14 protein-coding genes and 1 pseudogene are annotated in these 18,554 nt (G+C 68.5%); 12 read left to right on the top strand and 3 right to left on the bottom strand.

Going from position 1 to position 18,554, the window contains the following annotated elements; translation table 11 throughout:
- Nucleotides 1-703 precede the first annotated feature (703 nt).
- The 7 genes from OHU35_RS41580 (at nucleotide 704) to OHU35_RS41550 (ending at nucleotide 8,525) form a co-directional block, all read left to right on the top strand.
- On the top strand, nucleotides 704-1,096 hold the full coding sequence (locus OHU35_RS41580) for a hypothetical protein (protein ID WP_405504011.1): 393 nt from the start codon (nucleotides 704-706) through the stop codon (nucleotides 1,094-1,096).
- A gap of 39 nt (nucleotides 1,097-1,135) precedes the next feature.
- A complete protein-coding gene (locus OHU35_RS41575) occupies nucleotides 1,136-3,976 on the top strand; it encodes a Helicase associated domain protein (RefSeq protein ID WP_405504013.1) in 2,841 nt (946 codons plus the stop codon).
- Between the two features lie 399 nt (nucleotides 3,977-4,375).
- Nucleotides 4,376-5,299 carry a hypothetical protein gene (locus tag OHU35_RS41570; RefSeq protein WP_391808917.1) on the top strand — a complete coding sequence of 308 codons (924 nt, stop codon included), beginning with the start codon at nucleotides 4,376-4,378 and terminating at the stop codon, nucleotides 5,297-5,299.
- A gap of 169 nt (nucleotides 5,300-5,468) precedes the next feature.
- Nucleotides 5,469-5,711 (top strand): hypothetical protein, encoded by a 243-nt coding sequence (locus OHU35_RS41565; protein WP_405504015.1) that lies wholly within the window; start codon nucleotides 5,469-5,471, stop codon nucleotides 5,709-5,711.
- 304 nt (nucleotides 5,712-6,015) lie between these two features.
- On the top strand, nucleotides 6,016-6,939 hold the full coding sequence (locus tag OHU35_RS41560; protein ID WP_405504017.1) for a hypothetical protein: 924 nt from the start codon (nucleotides 6,016-6,018) through the stop codon (nucleotides 6,937-6,939).
- Nucleotides 6,940-7,098: 159 nt separating this feature from the next.
- Nucleotides 7,099-7,587 carry a hypothetical protein gene (locus OHU35_RS41555; protein WP_405504019.1) on the top strand — a complete coding sequence of 163 codons (489 nt, stop codon included), beginning with the start codon at nucleotides 7,099-7,101 and terminating at the stop codon, nucleotides 7,585-7,587.
- A gap of 179 nt (nucleotides 7,588-7,766) precedes the next feature.
- Nucleotides 7,767-8,525: a TnsA-like heteromeric transposase endonuclease subunit gene (locus tag OHU35_RS41550; RefSeq protein WP_405509136.1), complete on the top strand. Its 759-nt coding sequence runs from the start codon at nucleotides 7,767-7,769 to the stop codon at nucleotides 8,523-8,525.
- 520 nt (nucleotides 8,526-9,045) lie between these two features.
- On the opposite strand, the gene OHU35_RS41545 is transcribed toward OHU35_RS41550, so the two are convergent.
- Nucleotides 9,046-9,477 (bottom strand): hypothetical protein, encoded by a 432-nt coding sequence (locus tag OHU35_RS41545; RefSeq protein ID WP_405504023.1) that lies wholly within the window; start codon nucleotides 9,475-9,477, stop codon nucleotides 9,046-9,048.
- A 1,376-nt stretch (nucleotides 9,478-10,853) separates the two neighbouring features.
- On the opposite strand from OHU35_RS41545, the gene OHU35_RS41540 reads away from it, so the two are divergent.
- The 4 genes and pseudogenes from OHU35_RS41540 to OHU35_RS41525 form a co-directional block, all read left to right on the top strand.
- A complete protein-coding gene (locus OHU35_RS41540; RefSeq protein ID WP_405509135.1) occupies nucleotides 10,854-11,741 on the top strand; it encodes a TniB family NTP-binding protein in 888 nt (295 codons plus the stop codon).
- Between the two features lie 145 nt (nucleotides 11,742-11,886).
- Nucleotides 11,887-13,869 carry a helicase associated domain-containing protein gene (locus OHU35_RS41535; protein ID WP_405504025.1) on the top strand — a complete coding sequence of 661 codons (1,983 nt, stop codon included), beginning with the start codon at nucleotides 11,887-11,889 and terminating at the stop codon, nucleotides 13,867-13,869.
- A 131-nt stretch (nucleotides 13,870-14,000) separates the two neighbouring features.
- Nucleotides 14,001-15,272 (top strand): helicase associated domain-containing protein, encoded by a 1,272-nt coding sequence (locus OHU35_RS41530; protein ID WP_405504027.1) that lies wholly within the window; start codon nucleotides 14,001-14,003, stop codon nucleotides 15,270-15,272.
- Between the two features lie 50 nt (nucleotides 15,273-15,322).
- Nucleotides 15,323-15,694, top strand: a pseudogene (locus OHU35_RS41525) (ATP-binding protein); the annotation flags it as partial.
- An 81-nt stretch (nucleotides 15,695-15,775) separates the two neighbouring features.
- On the opposite strand, the gene OHU35_RS41520 reads toward OHU35_RS41525, so the two are convergent.
- A complete protein-coding gene (locus OHU35_RS41520; protein WP_229873432.1) occupies nucleotides 15,776-16,393 on the bottom strand; it encodes a TetR/AcrR family transcriptional regulator in 618 nt (205 codons plus the stop codon).
- Between the two features lie 98 nt (nucleotides 16,394-16,491).
- On the opposite strand from OHU35_RS41520, the gene OHU35_RS41515 reads away from it, so the two are divergent.
- Entirely contained in the window at nucleotides 16,492-17,673 is a 1,182-nt protein-coding gene (locus OHU35_RS41515) for a cytochrome P450 (RefSeq protein ID WP_405504029.1), read from the top strand.
- 317 nt (nucleotides 17,674-17,990) lie between these two features.
- Here OHU35_RS41515 and tpg read toward each other — a convergent pair whose 3' ends face one another.
- Complete coding sequence (tpg, locus tag OHU35_RS41510; protein ID WP_405504031.1) at nucleotides 17,991-18,548, bottom strand: telomere-protecting terminal protein Tpg; 558 nt, start codon at nucleotides 18,546-18,548, stop codon at nucleotides 17,991-17,993.
- Between the last annotated feature and the right edge of the window lie 6 nt (nucleotides 18,549-18,554).

The raw sequence follows: 18,554 nt of genomic DNA, 5'->3' as shown, positions 1-18,554 counted from the left end.
ACCACATCGCTGCGCGATGTGCAAGCGAACCCCCGTGCTGCGCACGGGGGTTGCGCTCCCGCTCCGCGGGAGCGCTGGCGGGTGGCTGCGCCACCCGCACACCCTCCTTGCTGCGCAAGGAGGGTGCCGGTCCGTCCGCTGCGCTTCCGGACCGGCGGGACCCCCGTCCCGCTATCAGGCTTCCGCTTCGCTCCAGCCTGCTCGGCGGGTCCGCTGCGCTCCCCCGCCTGACAGCCCTTCCGGCTGCGCCTTCAGGGCCGTTGAGTCCGCTAACGCGGACCAGTCTGGCTGCGAGGGAGGGGGCACTCGTTCGTGTCGGGTTCCAGTGTAGTGGCTGCATCAAATTGATGCAGCATGTACCGTTGGTGGAAACACGGGACACCCCCCAACTACTGAAAAATCCAACCCCCTGAGGGAGTCACCGCCTGATGACAGCTCACGTAGACCCTATAGAAATGCAGTTGAGCAGTGATCCTGAACAGCGAATCGGCGAGTACCGAAGGGCGCGCGGAACGCGCGACTGCGTGCTTACGCGCTCCTGGAGGTGGCCGGGTTGGAGCCCAGGGAAGTCGATGCGGTCGTGTCCGCCATCGAGGCCGGTGCCCTGGCAAGCGCCCACGGCGATGTGGAGCGAGGCAGTTGGGAACCTCCTGAGCCACGGGGGGAGTCGTACGCGCAGGGCTGGGCGGATGGTGTGGTCGCAGTGAGTGAGGGCCTGGTGCGCACGGCCGACCGCCGGTTCCAGCAGCGTGGGCGAGCGGCTGCGGCAGCCCGCTTACAGGCAGGGAAGCCCGCGCCGGACGGGGCTTGGGAGTTGGAGCGGCTGCGGGCCTTCGCGCGCCAGGCAATGCACCGGACGCACCGGCACACCATGGAGCGGCGCCGGGTGCTGGAGCTCCTGGGCGAGGACGGCCAGTTGTGCAACGCCCGCACGATCGAGTACTCCACTGGTGACGTCATCTGGTGCACGCGTGAGGCCGGCCATTACGACCCGGGGGTCAGACCCGAGGGTGAGGATCCGGGCGGCTGGCATCTGTGCAACGGCCGCCGATGGATGGATGACCGGCCCTACAACCACCCGCACAAGTCCGCCTGACGACCCGGGGGGGGGAAGGCCACAAGGGGAGGCTAGGAAATGCCTGCAATTCAGCTACGGGACCACCAGGTGGACGCGAATGTGCGTATCCGTAGGTGGGTGGGATTCTCTGCAAGGTCATCAGTGCCCCCTCGGGGGGCGCGGGCCACCGTCGTGTCAGCGACCGGGTCCGGGAAGACGATCACGGCCGCGTGGGCTGTGCTGGAGTGCTTCCGGGGCGGGCGGATCCTCGTCATGGTCCCCACCCTCGATCTGCTCGTGCAGACCGCCCAGGCGTGGCGCAGGGTCGGCCACACGGGGTCGATGGTCGCGGTGTGCTCGCTGGAGAAGGATGACGTCCTGGAGCAGCTCGGGGTGCGCACCACCACCAATCCGATCCAGCTCGCGCTGTGGGCCGGGCGCGGGCCTGTGGTGGTGTTCGCCACGTACGCCTCTCTCGTGGACCGTGAGGACCCCGAGGACTGGTCGGGGTGGCGGAAAGTGCGCGGGCCGCTGGAGGCCGCTCTGGCGGGCGGGGAGCGGCTGTATGGCCAGTCGATGGCCCCGTTCGACTTCGCGGTAGTTGACGAAGCCCACGGAACTACTGGTGATCTTGGTCGGCCGTGGTCGGCGATCCACGACAACCACCGCATCCCGGTCGACTACCGGCTCTACCTGACCGCGACCCCGCGCATCCTCGCCTCGCCCCGGCCGCAGAAAGGCAAGGACGGTGAGGAACTGGAGATCGCTTCGATGCGAAGCGACCCCGAAGGACCCTACGGCGAATGGATTTTCGAGCTTGGACTCTCGGAGAGCATCGAGCGCGGAATTTTGGCAGGGTTCGAGATCGACGTGTTGGAGATCCGCGATCCTCAGCCAGTCCTTGGGGCCTCGGAGGAAGCCGTGCGCGGCCGGCGCCTGGCGCTCCTGCAGACCGCCCTCCTGGAGCACGCCGCCCGGTGGAACCTCAAGACGGTGATGACGTTCCACCAGCGAGTCGAGGAGGCCGCCGCGTTCGCGGAGAAGCTGCCGCAGACGGCAGCCCGGCTGTACGCCAACGACGCCTCGGACGAGGACCTGGAGGCCGCGGAAGAACTGCCGAAGTCGTCGATCGACGCGGAGTTCTACGAGCTGGAGGCCGGTCGTCATGTGCCGCTGGACCGGGTGTGGTCGGGGTGGCTGTGCGGCGACCACCGGGTGTCCGAGCGGCGCGAGGTCCTGGCGCAGTTCGCCAACGGCGTCGACGCCGACGGCAAGCGGGTGCACCGGGCGTTCCTGGCAAGCGTTCGCGTTCTCGGTGAAGGCATCGACATCGTCGGCACCCGGGGAGTCGAGGCGATCTGCTTCGCGGACACCCGCGGCTCCCAGGTGGAGATCGTGCAGAACATCGGCCGGGCGCTCAGGCCGAATCCGGACGGCACCCAGAAGACGGCCAGGATCATCGTGCCGGTCTTCCTCCAGCCCGGCGAGGACCCCAAGGACATGGTGGCCAGCGCGAGTTTTGCACCCCTTGTAGCGGTGCTTCAGGGCCTGCGCAGTCATGATGAACGCCTGGTCGAGCAGCTCGCCTCGCGCGCCCTGTCCCGGGGTCGTGAGCAGCGGCGGGTGCACGTCCAGCGCGACGAGGAGGGCCGGATCGTCGGGACCGGCGGCGAGGACCAGGAGCACGATGACACGCAGGCCGCTGCCGAGTCCGCCCTGCTCCACTTCTCCAGCCCGCGCGACGCCGGCACCATCGCCGCGTTCCTGCGCACCCGCGTGTACCGGCCGGAGTCGCTGGTGTGGCTGGAGGGCTACCAGGCCCTGCTGTGCTGGCGGGAGGAGAACGGCATCACCGGTCTGCACGCGGTCCCGTATGACACCGAGACCGAGCTGGGCGTCACCGTTTTCCCCCTGGGGCGCTGGACCCACCAGCAGCGGCGCGCGTACCGCGCCGGTGAACTCGACTCCCACCGCAAGGAGCTGCTCGACGAAGCCGGAATAGTGTGGGAACCGGGCGAGGAAGCCTGGGAGGCGAAGCTGGCGGCGCTGCGCTCCTACCACCGTGCACACGGGCACATGGCCCCGAGGCAAGACGCTGTGTGGGGAGACGCTGAAGGTGAGCTGGTCCCGGTCGGGCAGCACATGGCCAACCTCCGCAGGAAAGGCGGCCTCGGGAAGGACACGGAGCGGGCGGCGGACCGCGCAAAGCAGCTGGCGGCCATCGACCCGGACTGGAACTGCCCGTGGCCGCTGGACTGGCAGCGCCACTACCGCGTCCTCGCCGACCTGGTCGACGCCGACGGCCACCTGCCAGACATCGCACCCGGGGTGCTGATGGACGGCGACGACATCGGACGGTGGCTCCAGCGGCAGACCCAGCCGGGTACATGGGCGCAGCTGTCGAACGAACAGCAGGAGCGACTGTCCAGGCTGGGCACCAAGCCCGCTGAGGCTCCGTCTGGCGCCCCGGCAGCCACGCGGGCGAAGGGCCCGAGCAAGGCGCAGCAGGCGTTCCAGCGCGGCCTGGCAGCCCTCGCACAGTGGGTGGAACGGGAGGGCCAGCGGCCGGTACCGCGCGGCCACAGCGAAGAGATCGTGGTCAACGGCGAAGCGGAACCGGTGTCCGTCAAGCTGGGCGTGTGGGTATCGAACGCCCGCGCGAGGCGGGACAAGCTCACAGCGGACCAGCGGTCGGCCCTGGCTGAGTTGGGCGTCGACTGGGCGGGCGCGGCATCGGCGCCGACCGCCCAGGTTGTCCCGGCCCAGCCGACGAAGGGCGGCTCCGTACGGCCCTCGCCGCCGAAGCCGCCGGTCCGGCACCACCATGCCGAGTGCGACAAACCGTTGTACGGCGGCGGCACCTGCACCTGCGACCTCATCGAGCAGTACGGACCGCCCTCCGAACGAGACGACTACTGAGAAAGCCTCCGCCTGCTCCCTCCCCACCGCGCCGGACCCCGGGCCCTCCCTTCAAAAGGCCTTGGGCCTCGTGCTGTCGGCACGGGCGGGCGGACGTCGTCTAGGTCAGCCGGGCCGATGCGGGACCCACTCGTGGGTCGTCTCCTCCCGAGCACGGAGTTATGAGATGAAATTATCAAATGTTGACGTCCAGAACGCCATAGGTCGCAAGCTGAACACGCAAGGGTTCCGAGCATCAGATGTGGGCCTGCCTGCGGCTTTTGGTGAACAAAAGTTTCCTATCGGGGTCATCTGTTATCTCATGTTTTCCGACTAGCCGAGCTGAGCGGGCGTCCGGCCGGGCGTGCGCTCCCGTATCCGGCACCCGAACCGCCCTGTCTGGGGCGCATAGTTGGGCCTGTGAACACCGAACTGACCGTGCTCAAGCGGGACAAGGTCGTGAGCCAGGGCGAGACGATACGGATGCTGCTGGACGAGTCCAAGCGCTCCAGCCGTGCTGTCCCCATCCGGCGCGCGTTCGTTCAGGACACTGTCCCCGGCCCTCGCCTGGTCACGCGGCCCGGCCCTCTCCGTCACCTACTGCGCAGCCCCGAGCGGCTGGAGCTCTTCCTCCTGGTCCACTGCGTCGCCGCACGGGGCCCACTCCCGCGCGGTCGCGTCGACGGCGACTGGGGCGTGACTCGCCGGTCCGAGACATGGGGCCGCGCCGCAGGGATCTCGTTCGCCACCGACGGCACGGCGAGCGCCGCGGTCTCCCGGCACCTGGCCAAGCTGAAGAAGCTGAAACTGATCAGCACGGCGCCGGACGGCCGGATGACCCGCATCATCAAGCTGCACGAGGACGGCTCCGGGGACCCGTACACGCTGCCGTCAGGCAACTGGGAGGGCTCCCGCAAGGACATCTATTTCAAGGTGCCCTTCGCGTACTGGGAGCAGGACTACTACAAGTCGCTGACGATGCCGGCGAAGGCGATGCTGTTCATCTTCATGAGCCAGCGCAGCCGGTCCTTCGTCCTGTACAAGGACAAGCAGTTCGCGTCCTGGTACGGGATCTCCCCGGCGACCGTCGGGCGCGGCATCACGGAGCTGAAGACGAAAGGGCTGCTGTACGAGTTCCTCACTGAGCAGTATCTGGACGGCTCCTCCATCTTCGGCCAGAGCACGGGTGTGCGCTGGGCGCTCGCCGCGCCGTTCGACCTGAACGTCAACAAGACAGACCGGGAGGCGGCGGCCGCCGCCTGGAGTCCAGCGGGGGTCGCCGACACCGCGCTGCGGATCGCCTCCGGTGTCCCCGTGCTCTCGGGGGCGATGGCCCCGAAATGAGCAGGGCCGGGCGCTGCGGCGACCCGGCCCCACGACTCCCGGTCCGGCGCAAACACGGGTCGGGCATGGCGCAGGTCGCCGCCCCGCAAACGGGCGACGGCCCCCTGTTGGAGCAGGGAGCCGTCCAGTGAAGAAACCGACAGTCACTCCCCAAGGAGGCACCATCAGCATGTTCAACGAGCCTAAGGGCACCGACCGACCGACGTCGACCCGGCACCACCAGGGCAACGACAAGCTGCGTCACATCCGGTCCGAGATCCGGGCCCGGCTGCTGCAGCTGCTGGACGGCGGTCGCCGCCGTCGTCTGCGCGCCCTCGCCCGTACGACGGGCTACGGCATCGTCCGCGGCTCCGCTGGCGCCGTGGGCGCGAGCGGGACTGGGTGGATCATCTGGTGGATCCAGCAGCGCTAACTGGCGCACCCGCTGATCCGATCTCCGCCGACATGGTGGTCCCGGTCCCGAGGCCGGTGGCCGGTGGCCGGTGGCGTCTCCCCCGTACGACGGTCACCGCACTCGGGCCGTAGTACGGAGGAGACGGCGAGGACCAGGCGCCGGAGTTCGGACAGCGGCGGCGCCGACGCGCAACACCGGCGAGCGCGGCCCATGCCGCCCTCCATCACCCGCAACTCCAGTTAGGGACATGGGTGAAAGCGGCCTCAATGGGGATGCCCCGAATTCGATCGCACCTGTATACAGGTGCGGTTACCGTCCTGGCATGGACGATTCACTCTCGTTCGAGAGCTTCCTGACGGGTGCCGGAAGAGCCGCGTACAAGGCCATGGAGGACCACGGGCGCGGCGAGTACGACGAGTTCGCTCTCCACGGTGGCGTTGCCGTCGAGCGGCTCGCCAAGGCTGTCCTGGTCAAGAAGAACCCGACCTATCTGGTAGAGATGCGCAACGGGAACTCAGATCTGCTGCTGTACTTCGGCGGTGATGTGGAGCTGGACCCGGACAAGGTCCGCACTGTCGGAGCCAAGGAGGCCCTCCAACGGCTCCGGCGCATAAAGGTGCTCCCGCCTAATCCTCAACTCGATCGGTTGATCGACCTCCGGAACGGCACCGCACACACAACTGTTGGCGACGAGGCCAGGTCTCTGCTGCCGACACTTGCCGAGACCATCGCAATCCTGTTGAAGGCCGTCGACATGCCGGCTGAGCAGTTCTGGGGTCGCTGGATCAGCGCGGTCCACGTGGCCGTCGACAAGCAGCGGGATGCGATCCAGCGGGACGTTGAGGTCCGGATCAAGCAGTCCCAACACCTCTTCGATGACCGGTTCAAGGGACTACCTGAAGGCGCCAAAGAGAGGGCACTCAAGGAACCCGTCGAAGGCCCTCACGCCGTCGCGGTGTCCGGGGAAGACGACAAGCTCATCGTGCTGATCTCCACTCTCGCGTGTCCTGCATGTGGTGGAGAAGCACATATCCGGGTGACACCAATCCGCTCGACCACCACAGGGGCAGAGGTAACGGTGGACCTTCTGGACTGCCCCCTGTGTGGGTTGAAGCTGACCGGCCCCGAAGAGATCAAAGCTTCCGGTGCCGATATCGAGAAGGCCGTGGTGCCATCGAACATCATCGTCTCGTGGGGCATGACCCTCCCGACTCCGCTCGACTTGAGCCGCATAAATACGGCTTGACCATCAAAACTCGCCGACCCGAAGGCCGAAGCCGAGAGCTACGGGTACGGCTACCACGGCCAAGCGGCCACCCGCGTCCTGGCCAACCTGATCGCCGACTTCGCCGGTCTGCGCCCGCTGCTCACCGTCCCGCAGCCCACCGTCGGTAGGGTCGCGGCTGTGCGTACGGCCGGACAGATGGCCGGGATGACCGCGATCGTCCTGTACGACCTGGGCAGCCGCCGGGAATCCCGCGCCTGGTTCGCCACCGCCCAATCCGGCAATTCCCAGCTGCACGCCTGGGTGCTTGCCCGGGAGGCCATGGTGCCGCTCAACTACGGCGCCCCGAGGGCGGGGGCCGGCCTCGCCGACCAGGCCCGCCAGGCCGCAGGTCACCAACAGACCGAGCAGGCCCACGCCGCACTCGCCGGCGCCCTCATGGAGCGGCTCCCCGAGGGCGAGCGGTCAGACACGTGGCTGACGTACGGCGAGCAGAAGCACCACGTCCGCCTCAGCCACGCCTTCACCACGCTCGCAGACACCCGCCGCCCGAACGAGAGCCAGCAGCGTGCCCTGGAGCTGTCCGCGCCGTCCCGCACCATGACGCGCTCCCTGCTACACATCGACGCGGCGGCGTGTTCCCACCGGGGACGTCCTGGTGGACGATAGCCGTACGCGGCGACCGCTCGAATCACCGGCGTTGGTGTTGGACCAGTCCCCCAGCAGGCGGCTGCCCCGTGCCGTCAGATCCGCCGGCACGCGTTCGCTGACCAGGGCTTGGAATGCGTGTGAGGGAGCAGGCCGCCACGTGGCCATTACCTGATGGGATGCTCATCGGTTGAAGGTGCATGTGGCAGCAAGGCTCCTCGGCGCACTCGGCGGTCGCTGATCCCTGTCGATACAGCGCCCGGTTCCTGGATCCGTACGGTGGAGAACAGCGGATGCCGTGGGGCGAGGCCGCTCGTGTCGTTCGTCTGGAGGACTGCGGTCCGGTACGTCCGTTTCCCGTGCGGTCTGGCCGTCGTTTCGCGCCGGGCTGGTGGTGGTCGGCAACGACCGGGCGACTGGTGCACTACGGGTCGGGTGTCATGCGCACCCAGGTGATGCTGCTGGACCGTGATCCTTCGGTCATGACGATGGCATGCCGCCCTGTGGAGCTGTCCTGGCGGGGATCTGAGGGGACCGTGGTGTCGCATGCGCCGCACCTGATGGCACGGTTCAGCGATGGCGGCGGTCTGCTGCTCGACTGTGCCGGACGAGGGAAGATCTCTCCCCGGCTCGCACACCGTGCTGACGTCATGGCAGCGGTGGGATGGCAGTACAGGGTCACCTCGCCTCCCGAACCGGTTGTCGCCGCCAACCTGGGCTGGCTGTCGGGATACCGGCACCCTCGCTACCGGAACACCGCGCTCATGGAAGAGGCGGTGCAGGTCTTTGCCCGTCCTCGGCCGCTGATCGAAGGAGCACGTGACCTCGGGGACACCATCAGGGTTCTCCCAGCCCTCTTCCATGCCCTATGGACCGGGGCACTGTCAGCCCCGCTGAACGATCCCTTGCATGAACAGGTGACCGTGACAGCAGGCCCGGGCGAGTGGGCGTCTGCGTGACGGCGGCAGTACTCGAGGTGGGGAGCCAGGTGCGGTTCGAGGACCGCTCCTGGACGGTCGTGATGCTCGAAGGGGCCCGTGCCCGGCTGGTCGACTCGGACAACTCCACGGCAACGGTGCTGGTGAGCTATCTGTTCGCCGCTCCTGACTTCGAACTCGTCGGAGCGGCCCGCCCCCGGGTGCCTCCGTTCGGGCTCCTGGAGGAACTGCCTGTGCAGGCACGCGAGCGTGCTGAGGCCTGGGAGCGGCACGTACGCGAGGTGGAGACCGGCCTTCCTGTGCCGGGGCAGGGCGGTGTGCCGCGGGCGGAGTTCGATCCGGCGCAGCGGAATGTGGCTGAACGGGAGGAGGCCAAGGCAGCGGAGTTGACCGCGGCGGGGCAGCCGACGAGTGCGGTGACCGTGCGGCGGATGCGGGCCCGGTACCGCGAGAAGGGGCTGTGGGGGCTGGTCGACCAGCGCACGGCGCGCAGGCGTTCTGTGGTGGGACGGGCCGATGAGCGTGTGGTCGCTGCGATCACTCAGGTGCTGGAGGCACAGCGGGAACGCTCCAGTGGCACGCTGAGCCGGCTGCGGCGCATGGTCGGGTGGGTTCTGGAGGAAACCCATGGTCCCGGCGCGGTGGAGGTACCGCCGGTGACGACGTTCAACCGGCTGGTGCACGCGCTCGCCGACGGCCATGGACTGCTGGGGTCGGCGGCACAGCAGCGGCGGCGCACGTCGCGGCCGGCCCCTCCCTTCACCCCGACCGTGACGCTGCGGCCGGGTGAGCTGGTGATGCTGGACAGTACGCCGCTTGATGTGCTGGTTGTCCTCGCCGACGGGGTGACGGGGTCGGTCGAGTTATCGATCGCGTTGGACGTGGCGCGCAGTATCTGTGCCGCGGTGGTGCGTCCGGTGGGCACAAGATCGGTGGATGCGGCGGTGCTGCTGGCGCAGATGGTCACGCCCATGCGGATGCGCCCGGGGTGGGAGACGGCCCTGGCGATGTCCCGGTCAGTCATCCCCTATGAGCGGCTGGTGTCGTTGGATGCGCGGCTGGAAGGAGCAGCGGCCCGGCCGGTGATCATGCCGGAGACGGTGGTGGTCGACCAAGGTGCGGTGTTTATCTCCCATTCCTTCATTGCCGCGTGCGAGAGCCTGGGGGTGTCCGTTCAGCCGGCGCCGCCGGCCAACGGCCCGGCCAAGGGCCATGTCGAGCGGACGTTCCGCACCATCGGGGACCGGTTCTCCCAGTACGTGGCCGGCTACAGCGGCTCGGATGTCACCCGGCGCGGCACGCGCGTTGAGGACGAGGCGTGCTGGACGCTTGCGCACGTTCAGGACCTGCTGGATGAGTGGCTGGTCACCGACTGGCAGCACCGCCCGCACGCGTCGCTGCGCCATCCGCTGGCACCGAAGCTCGCCTTGTCGCCGAACGAGATGTGGGGCGCGCTCGTGGGAGTCACCGGCTATATCCCGGTGCCGCTGAGCGCGGACGACTACATCGAGCTCATGCCCATCAAGCGGGTGGCCATCAACGACTACGGCATCCGCTTCGACTACCGCACCTACGACCACAAGGTCCTCAATCCGCACCGCGGGGACCCATCGGGTGCACCGGACGGCAGATGGGAGGTGCACCACAACCCCTACGACCCCAATCAGATCTGGGTGCGGCTGCCCACCGGCTGGGAAGAGGTGCCGTGGATCCACCGCGGCTGTGTCAGCCTGCCCTTCACCGACTTCACCTGGCAGCACGTCCGTGCCGCAGTCGAGCGCCGCGGCGACCGCGTCGAGCACGAGCGGCAGCTCGCTCAGGCCCTGGATCGCCTCCTGCGGCGTGCGAGCAACGGTGCCGGGACTCGCCGCGAGCAGACGGTGGCGGCGCGCGCCAGCGCCGCAGCGTCCCTGGCCCGACCGGCCGTGCCGCAGGCGGTCCCGGACCCCGTGGCGGCTCCGACCCTCTCCTACGGCCTGGTGGGTGCCTTCACGCCGCTGGAAGAAGAGGATCAGCAAGGGGAGACAGGTTCGAGGACGGCTGGGACGAGGACGACAGCCTGCCCGGCCCCGCTGACGCCGATGTGCCTGCCGGAGACGAACGGCCGGACTCCTCAACGAAAGTTCCGCGTCCCTCCCGGATCTATGACGCCTACCAGGAAGCAGCACAGTGGTGACAGACGCCCCTGCCGACAGCACCCTTCACGACGGAGCGAGGGCCGCGGCGTACGCGCCGCCGACCACGTGAGACGGCTGGCAGCAGTTCGTCGCCACTCCCCCGCTGCAGCCCCATCCGGCCGCCGACGAGGACTGGTCGCTGGAGGAACGGCTGGACTACCACTCCCGGTTCGTGGTGCTGACCACCCCGGCCATGGAACGCATCTCCCTGTCGTTGCGGCGCCTGATGCTCCTCAACCGCCGTCAGCAGGGCACCGCACGCCGCGGCCTGATCGTCTCCGGACCGCCCACCACCGGCAAGACCACCACCCTGCTGGAAATGGGCCGCACCTTCGAACTCGCCGAGCAGCGCCGGCACCCCGACCGCATGGACCGCCTGCCCGTGGTCTTCCTGGCCGTGCCACCGGCCTCCACACCCAAGATGCTGGTCAGCGAATTCGCCCGGTTCCTCGGCATCCCCATCGCGGCCCGCATGAACCAGGCACAGATCACCGACGCCGTCTGCCACCTGCTGTGCCTCCTGGAGACGAAGCTGGTCCTCGTGGACGACGTCCACCTGCTCGACACCCGCACCCGGTCCGGCGCGGAAACCTCCGACCAGATGAAACACCTCGGCGAGCGCATCCCCGCCACTTTCGTCTACGCCGGCGTCGACGTCGAAGCCTCTCCCCTGCTGACCGGGCCGCGCGGCGCCCAGCTCGCCGGCCGCTTCACCCTGATCCGCAACACCGCGCTGCCCTGCGCCACCGAAGAGCAACGCGAGATCTGGCGCGCTCTGGTCACCGACATGGAAGAAGCCCTGCGCCTGCGCCACCACACCCCGCACACCCTGGCGCAGCACGCCGACTACCTCCACCAGCGCACCGGCGGCGTCATGGGCAGCCTCTCCCACCTCATCCGCGAAGCCGCCCTGACCGCCCTGACCGCCCTGCTCGACGGCAGCGAAAAAATCACCAAGAAGCTCCTGGCCTGCATCCAGCTCGACATCCGGGCCGAACAGCAAGGCCGCCCGCCGCGAAAACGCCTCCCTCGCCCGCGCAGCCACAGCGCGGGATCCTGAGGGAGGTCGGAGCAGCGGTGATGCAGGCCCCAGCGGACAGCAGGCGCAGCCACTTGAGCGCGAGCAGCCCGAACTCTCGGGGCACAGAGGGGCTTTGGGCGCGGTGCGGGTAGCGCCGCTGCACAGTGAGACGACGCTGTCCTACATGAGCCGAGTCGCCTCCCGCTACCGGCTCACGGCCAAAGAGCTCATCTGGGCACTCGTGGACGTGGGACGGCGTCCCAACCTCTTCACCGTGCGGCCCGACGGCGAAGTCGTCTTCAACACCGAGGCCCGGACGGTGGTCGCCGCCTTCTGCCGCATGCCCGAAGAACACTTGCGCCGTGCCCTTCCCGCCTGGGGCCGGGAGGTTCCTTCGAGCAGGCTGGGAAGCGGTCCGGCCGCCTGGGTCCGCACCGCAGCCACGATCCCGCCGACCGGCCCCGGATGCCGGGCCTGCACCGCGAGGGCCACACAGGGCGGGGAAGAGGCACGCCGCTACCTCCTGCCGCACGCACGGGTATGCGTCAAGCACCAGTGCGGGATGCTGGAAACACCCGTCGTCGACGAAGCGACGGCCGGCCCTGGGCAGCTGGACGTGCGGCACGTGCCGCAGATCGCAGCGGCCCAGCGCCGTCATGCACGGCTGCTGCGGCGCACCCCGCACGCCGGCGAAGCGTTCGCTGTGGCGCAGGCGGTTACAGCGTCGTGGTGGGACGAGGCCTGGCCGGACGAGACCCTCTGGCCCGACCGGCTGCGGCTGATGGCTCACGGCAACGGCTTCGCATGGCGTGTAGCGGCGCGGGATGCGGTGACCTATCCGGAAGCCGTCACGCTGGCCGCGGCCCTGGCCGATGCGGGTGTGCAGCAGCTGCTGCTCAACGAGGCGGGCCGGCATCAACCGCACTCGCTCGCCGATGTCCCCCGCCTCGTCGGCGAACTGGCCCGGCGGCTTGGGCGGCCGTGGATCGCCGACCGCCTCACTGCGGTCACGACAGGGCCGCTGAACGCCTGGGTGCGCGCCTGCGTCCGCAGTCAAGCCGGGCACATACCGAAGACGCGGAACATGTGGCGCGTCTCCCCGCCTCACCGGCCCTCCCCGGTTTCCCAGCTCCTGGCGAAAAGCAGTGACCGGGGCGAGACACCCGCACAGCCCGAGCCTGCGTCGCTCCCAGAGAGCACCGAAGACGCGGCCCGGGGGTTCGCACGTGGGCTGCGCCATGCCCGTGCCTACGCCGCCGAGCACGGCCACCTGTGCGCGCCCAACACGGTGCAGATGGAAGGCTTCGCCGTCGGCCTGTGGCTCGCCAACCAGCGGGCCGCAGGACCTGAGCTCGCTCCCGAACGCGCCGCCACCCTCGACGCCCTCGACCCGTGGTGGAACCCGCCTTGGAACCTGTGGTGGCAGCGCATCTACCACCGTGCTCAAGCGCACGTCCGAGCAGGACACCCCCTGGCTCCCGAGCTCGGATTCCCCGGTACACCCGAGGGCCTCGGAGAGTGGCTGCATGACCAGTGCACCGACTACCACCAGCTCCACCCTCAGCAGCAGCGCCTCCTCACTGAAATCGGCATCACACCCGAGCGAGCGCGTGTGGCAAAGCCCCGGCGCAAGAACATCAAGGCCGTCCGCCACACCGCTCTGGATCACGCCCGCACTTACGCCGCCCGGCACGGACACCTGTGCGCCCCCACTTCGGCCAGCCAAGACGGCTTCATGGTCGGCAAGTGGCTGCACAGTCAGCGGGTACGTGCTCGGCGCGGCCACCTCGACCCGGTACTGAACCAGACGCTGACCGAGATCGACCCCTGGTGGAACCCGCCCTGGCCCACCGACTGGCAGCGCGAGCACCACCATGCTCACGCCGCCGTCACCGCGGGCACCCTCCTCGACCCCCAAGCCGGGTTCCGGAACTTCGACGACCGCACCGGGCAGTGGCGGTACGCCCAGTGCGTCAACTACACCGCCCTCCAGCCCGGCCAGCAGCACCTCCTGGCCCGCCTCGGCCTCACCGAACCCGTCGCAGGCACCGCCGTGCCCAACCCGGCCACCCGGCATCCCGCCATGGAAACAGGGCTGCACTACGCCCGGGACTGGGCAGCCCAGCACGGCGCCCTCGACCTCCCCCGCACCGCCCCCCCCACCTAGGTTTTCCCCTCGGCCGCTGGCTCGCCACACAACGACACCAAGCCAACCTCCACCGCGACCTCTTCGACACCCCCTGGCCGCACGACGAACACCTCGCCCGCATCGATCCGTACTGGAACCCGCCCTGGGGCATGAAATGGCAACGCCGCTACCAGGCCGCCCGCAACCAACTCACCCCCGGCCAAAACCTCGCCCCCCAGGAGGGCTTCCTCAACACACCGGACTGGACCGGACACTGGCTGTACAGCCAGTGCGCCGTCTACGACGGCCTCCACCCCCGCCAGCAGCAACTCCTCGCAGGCCTCGGCCTCACCTCCGAAGGCGCCCGCACCGCCCTACCACGCCGCAAAACCCAAGCCGCCTCCTTCGTTGCCGGCCTCGCCCACGCCCACGCCTGGGCCCAGGAGCACGGCAACCTCGCCGTTGCCGAACCCGCCCGCCACGACGGCTACCGCCTCGGCGCCTGGCTGCGCACCCAACGCCGCCGCGCCAGCCGCGGAAAACTGCCCGCCGACCGCATCAAAGCCCTGGAAGCCATCGATCCCCACTGGAACCCGGTGGGAGGGCTGCGCTGGCAGCAGGCCTACCTCGCCGCCCGCACCCACACCTCCGGCCGCTCCCTGACGACCACGGCCGACCTCAACGCGCTCCCGTCGGCGACAGCGAAATGGCTGTTCACCCAGTGCTCCAGCTACGGCAGCCTCCACCCCGAGCAGCAACAGTTGCTCGCCGAGATCGGCCTCCCCAGCGAACGCGCCCGCGCGCTGGCACCACCACCGAAAACTCCCCAGCCCGCCCGCCCAGTCCGCCCGCGGCTGAAGAACCCGCCCTGCGCCTTCGCGGCCGGCCTGCCCTACGCCCAAGCCTGGACCGCCCAGCACGGACACCTCACCTCAGCCGACTACCGCACCGAACACGACGGCTTCCCCCTGGGATGGTGGCTGTACAAACAACGCCGAGCCGCCCACGCCCACGTGAAACGCACCGGCCGGCCCTGGCCCCACAACCCGCAACTCGCCGCCCTCGACCCGTGGTGGAACCCACCCTGGCGCGCCACCTGGAACCACAGCTGGCACCAAGCCCACACCTACTACAGCACCGGCATGCCCTTCCCCAACCAGACCACCAAATGGATCCGCACCCAACAACACACCTGGGACCAGCTCCACCCCCACCAACAACACCTGATGACCACCATCGGCATCCACGGCCACGCACCGCTATGGCGCTACAACAGTCGCCCAGTGCACCTGACCGACCAGCCAACAGAACTGATCAACACCCACGAGACCAACCCAGAGCACGAACTCCGCAGTTCACAGGCCCGCCCAGTCGGGACCCGCAAGCAACGCCAAGCACCTCGCCAGCACCCACCACACCGCCAGACCCAACCAGCCAACTGATCAGCCCAGCTCAACCCTCCGGCCACCGATCAGAAAGAACGAACCACGACAGCTACACACTCGCTACCAAACTGGTCAACGAGCTGGTCGAAGCCGCGGACGAGAAGATCCTGACCAAGACCATCGCCCGCTACGGACGCGTCGATCTGCTCTGCATAGACGAACTTGGCTACATGGAGCTGGACCGCAGGGGCGCTGAGCTGCTGTTCCAGGTGCTGACGGAGCGGGAGGAGAAGAACAGCGTCGCCATCGCCTCCAACGAGTCGTTTGGAGGGTGGACAAAGACATTCACCGATCCGCGGCTTTGCGCGGCCATCGTCGACCGCCTCACCTTCGGCGGGAACATCATCGAGACCGGCACCGACTCCTACCGGCTCGCCAGCACCCGGGCCGCCCGGGCGCAGAGCGCAGTCTCAGGCTGACCCGTCCGAGCCCCAAAAACCGGCCAGAGGCTGCGTTCACCGCTACCCATGCCACGACCGAGTGCGCGTGCGCTGAACACGCTAAGCCGGGCGGGGGAGCGAGTTGAGGCCGTCGATCGCGATGTCGGTGGCCCTTTGAACGGCTTTGTAGGTCTGCTCCGGCCGGTTGCCCCGCTTTTGGCATGCGGCGACGACGACCTTGATCGCCCCGACCAGCGAGCCCACCGCCGCGGCGGCCTCGACGAGGTCCAGCTCGGGGCAAGCGAGGTGGAGCGCTTCGGTCAGCTGCAGCTGGATGTCGAACAGCAGGTGCAATTCGCGCGCCTGAAGTGCCGGGACCGACGCAATCAGCCGGGTCCGAGCCGGGCCGACCTTCCGCGCCAACTCCGAGTCCGTGTCCGCGAAAACACTCTGGTCGATGACGCGCCGCAGCAGGTCGGCCACCGGTTCGCCGGGCTGCCGTTCTCCGATGATCTCGACCGCGCGCTCCAGCCGCGACCTGTCGTCGAAGAAGACGATGTCGTCCTTGCTGTCGAAGTAGCTGAAAAAGGTCCGTGTCGCGACGTCTGCGGTGGCCGCGATCTCCGCCACGGTTGTCTGGTCGTAACCCTTCTCGGCGAACAATCGCAGGGCGCCTTCGATGAGCGCTTGCCTCGTGCGCATCTTCTTCCGCTGGCGCAGCCCTGGGTCGCTGGTCACGACAGCACCCTACCGCATGTGATGCAATTTTGCATTAATTGACGTTTTGCATCGAGTGCTGTTTTATCGGGAGGTCCGTACCGACCGAGGAGCGGCCGATGGAGAGCACATCCCCGGCAACGGTCATGCCCACGGCCCGCCAGAACCCCTTCGACCCGCCCGAGGAACTGCACCGCCGGCAGGGACTCGGCCCAATCCATCGGATGACCTACGTCGACGGCGGTCAGGGGTGGTTGGTGACCGGCTTCGCCGCAGCGCGGGCGATCCTGGCAGATCCCCGATTCAGCGTCCGCCCGGACCACATGCGCTCACCGGTTGCCCAGCCGGCAAGGACGCCCGTGCCGCCGGGATTCTTCCTCCGCATGGACCCGCCCGAGCACGACCACTATCGGCGGTTGCTCACCGGTGACTTCACGGTGCGCCGGATGAAGCTCCTCGAACCGGAGATCGAAGCGATCGTCAATGACCAGTTGAACGCGATGGAGCTCGCCGGGGGCCCGGCCGACCTGTTCAAGGCATTCGCGCTGCCGATCCCGTCACAAGTGATCGGCGAACTGCTCGGGGTGCCCTACTCCGACAGGCAGGGGTTCCAGCGGAACGCCGCCACGCTCTTGAACATCGACCTCACAGCGGAACACCGGCAAGAGGCGGTCAGGGAGCTCATGGCATATCTGCGGGACCTGCTGCGCCACAAGCGTTCCTGGCCAGAGGAAGATGTGCTCAGCGGGCTCGCTGCGCACGAGGGACTTACTGCGGACGAGAGAGCCGGACTGGCGCTCCTGCTCCTGATCGCCGGGCATGAGACAACGACGAACATGCTCGCGCTGGGCGCTTTCGCTCTGCTGGCCAACCCCGCACAGTTAGCCGAGGTCCGCGACAAGGAGGAAGACACCCCTGCGGTGGTCGAGGAGCTGCTGCGTTACCTCACGATCATCCAGCACGTGGTCCGCGTCGCGCTCGAGGACATCGAGAGCCACGGCTGCCTGATCAAGGCTGGCGAGTCCGTCACCGTCGCACTTTCCGCGGCGAACCGGGACGCTGACCATTTCGCCGCCCCGGACGCGCTTGACCTCACCCGCTCCACGGCCGGACACCTCGCGTTCGGTCACGGCCTCCACCAGTGCCTCGGGCAGCGGCTGGCCCGCGCCGAAATGCGCATCGCCCTCCCCGCACTGCTTCGCCGCTTCCCGGCACTACGTCTCACTGTCGCGCCCGAGGAAGTGCCACTGCGGTCGGCCATGACGGTCTACGGCGTCCATGAACTCCCGGTCACCTGGTAGGCAGATCAAGGTCGAGAAGAACGACGTGTGCTCGGCGCCTCGCAGCGCGACGTGTGAGTCTGAGCAACGCCCCTTCACTGCCAGCTCCCCACCGCCATCCGGCCCTTCAAGTCCGGGTCTAGATCAACTCACTCAGGCACACGGCATGGATCAGTTGCGGCCTCCGGTGTTGTCACTTCTCATCGACATCTCCGACCCGAGTGATCGCTAAGTGCTGCCGGAAACCGCCGACAAATGTTGTCCGCTCCCACCTACGAAACCATGGAGTTGACGGGCGCGCAGACGAACGGTCGGCGGGGCTCGCGGCTGTTCGGGATCTACAGGTCGAACTCGAGGTGCTCAATACCGGTGAAGCGGACGGACTCCAGCTGGCCGGCGCGGCGGCCGTTGTCCTGGAAGTACACCTCCTTGAGCGCTTCGGCGGCGATCTGCTGGAGCTGCTGGTCGCTGGCGCCCTGCTCCTGGGCGTCGAAGAGGCGGGCGGCGTACTGCGGCGGCAGCGCCACGGTCAAGTGCCGGAGGCGGTCCTCGTCCGTCGTCCCGATCGGCGCGGTGTAGCCGATCCGGGCGCGGGTGTCGATGACGATGCCGCCGGTGGTCGCCGCCTTCTGCCGCGCCTGGGCACGGATCTGCGGCTGCCACCGCTTCTTCACTTCGGCCTCCAAACGGGCGGCGAGGTCCGGGCGGGGCTTCTTGATCTGGTCTTTCACGTACCGCTCGACCGTGCGCTGCGAGATCCGCAGCATCTGGGCGACCGCCTTGGTGCCCTTGAGCTGCTTGACCAGGTACCGCATCTGCGGGCCCGCGTTCTTGGGTGCCGGGCGGGTGAATGCCTTCTGCACCGCGGCGTCCAGGCCGTCCCCGAACAGGCTCATCACCTG

Source organism: Streptomyces purpurascens, from assembly GCF_045040895.1.
Classification (GTDB): domain Bacteria; phylum Actinomycetota; class Actinomycetes; order Streptomycetales; family Streptomycetaceae; genus Streptomyces; species Streptomyces purpurascens.
Note: the sequence above shows the minus strand (reverse complement) of the source record. Positions and strands in the feature narration are given on the sequence as shown.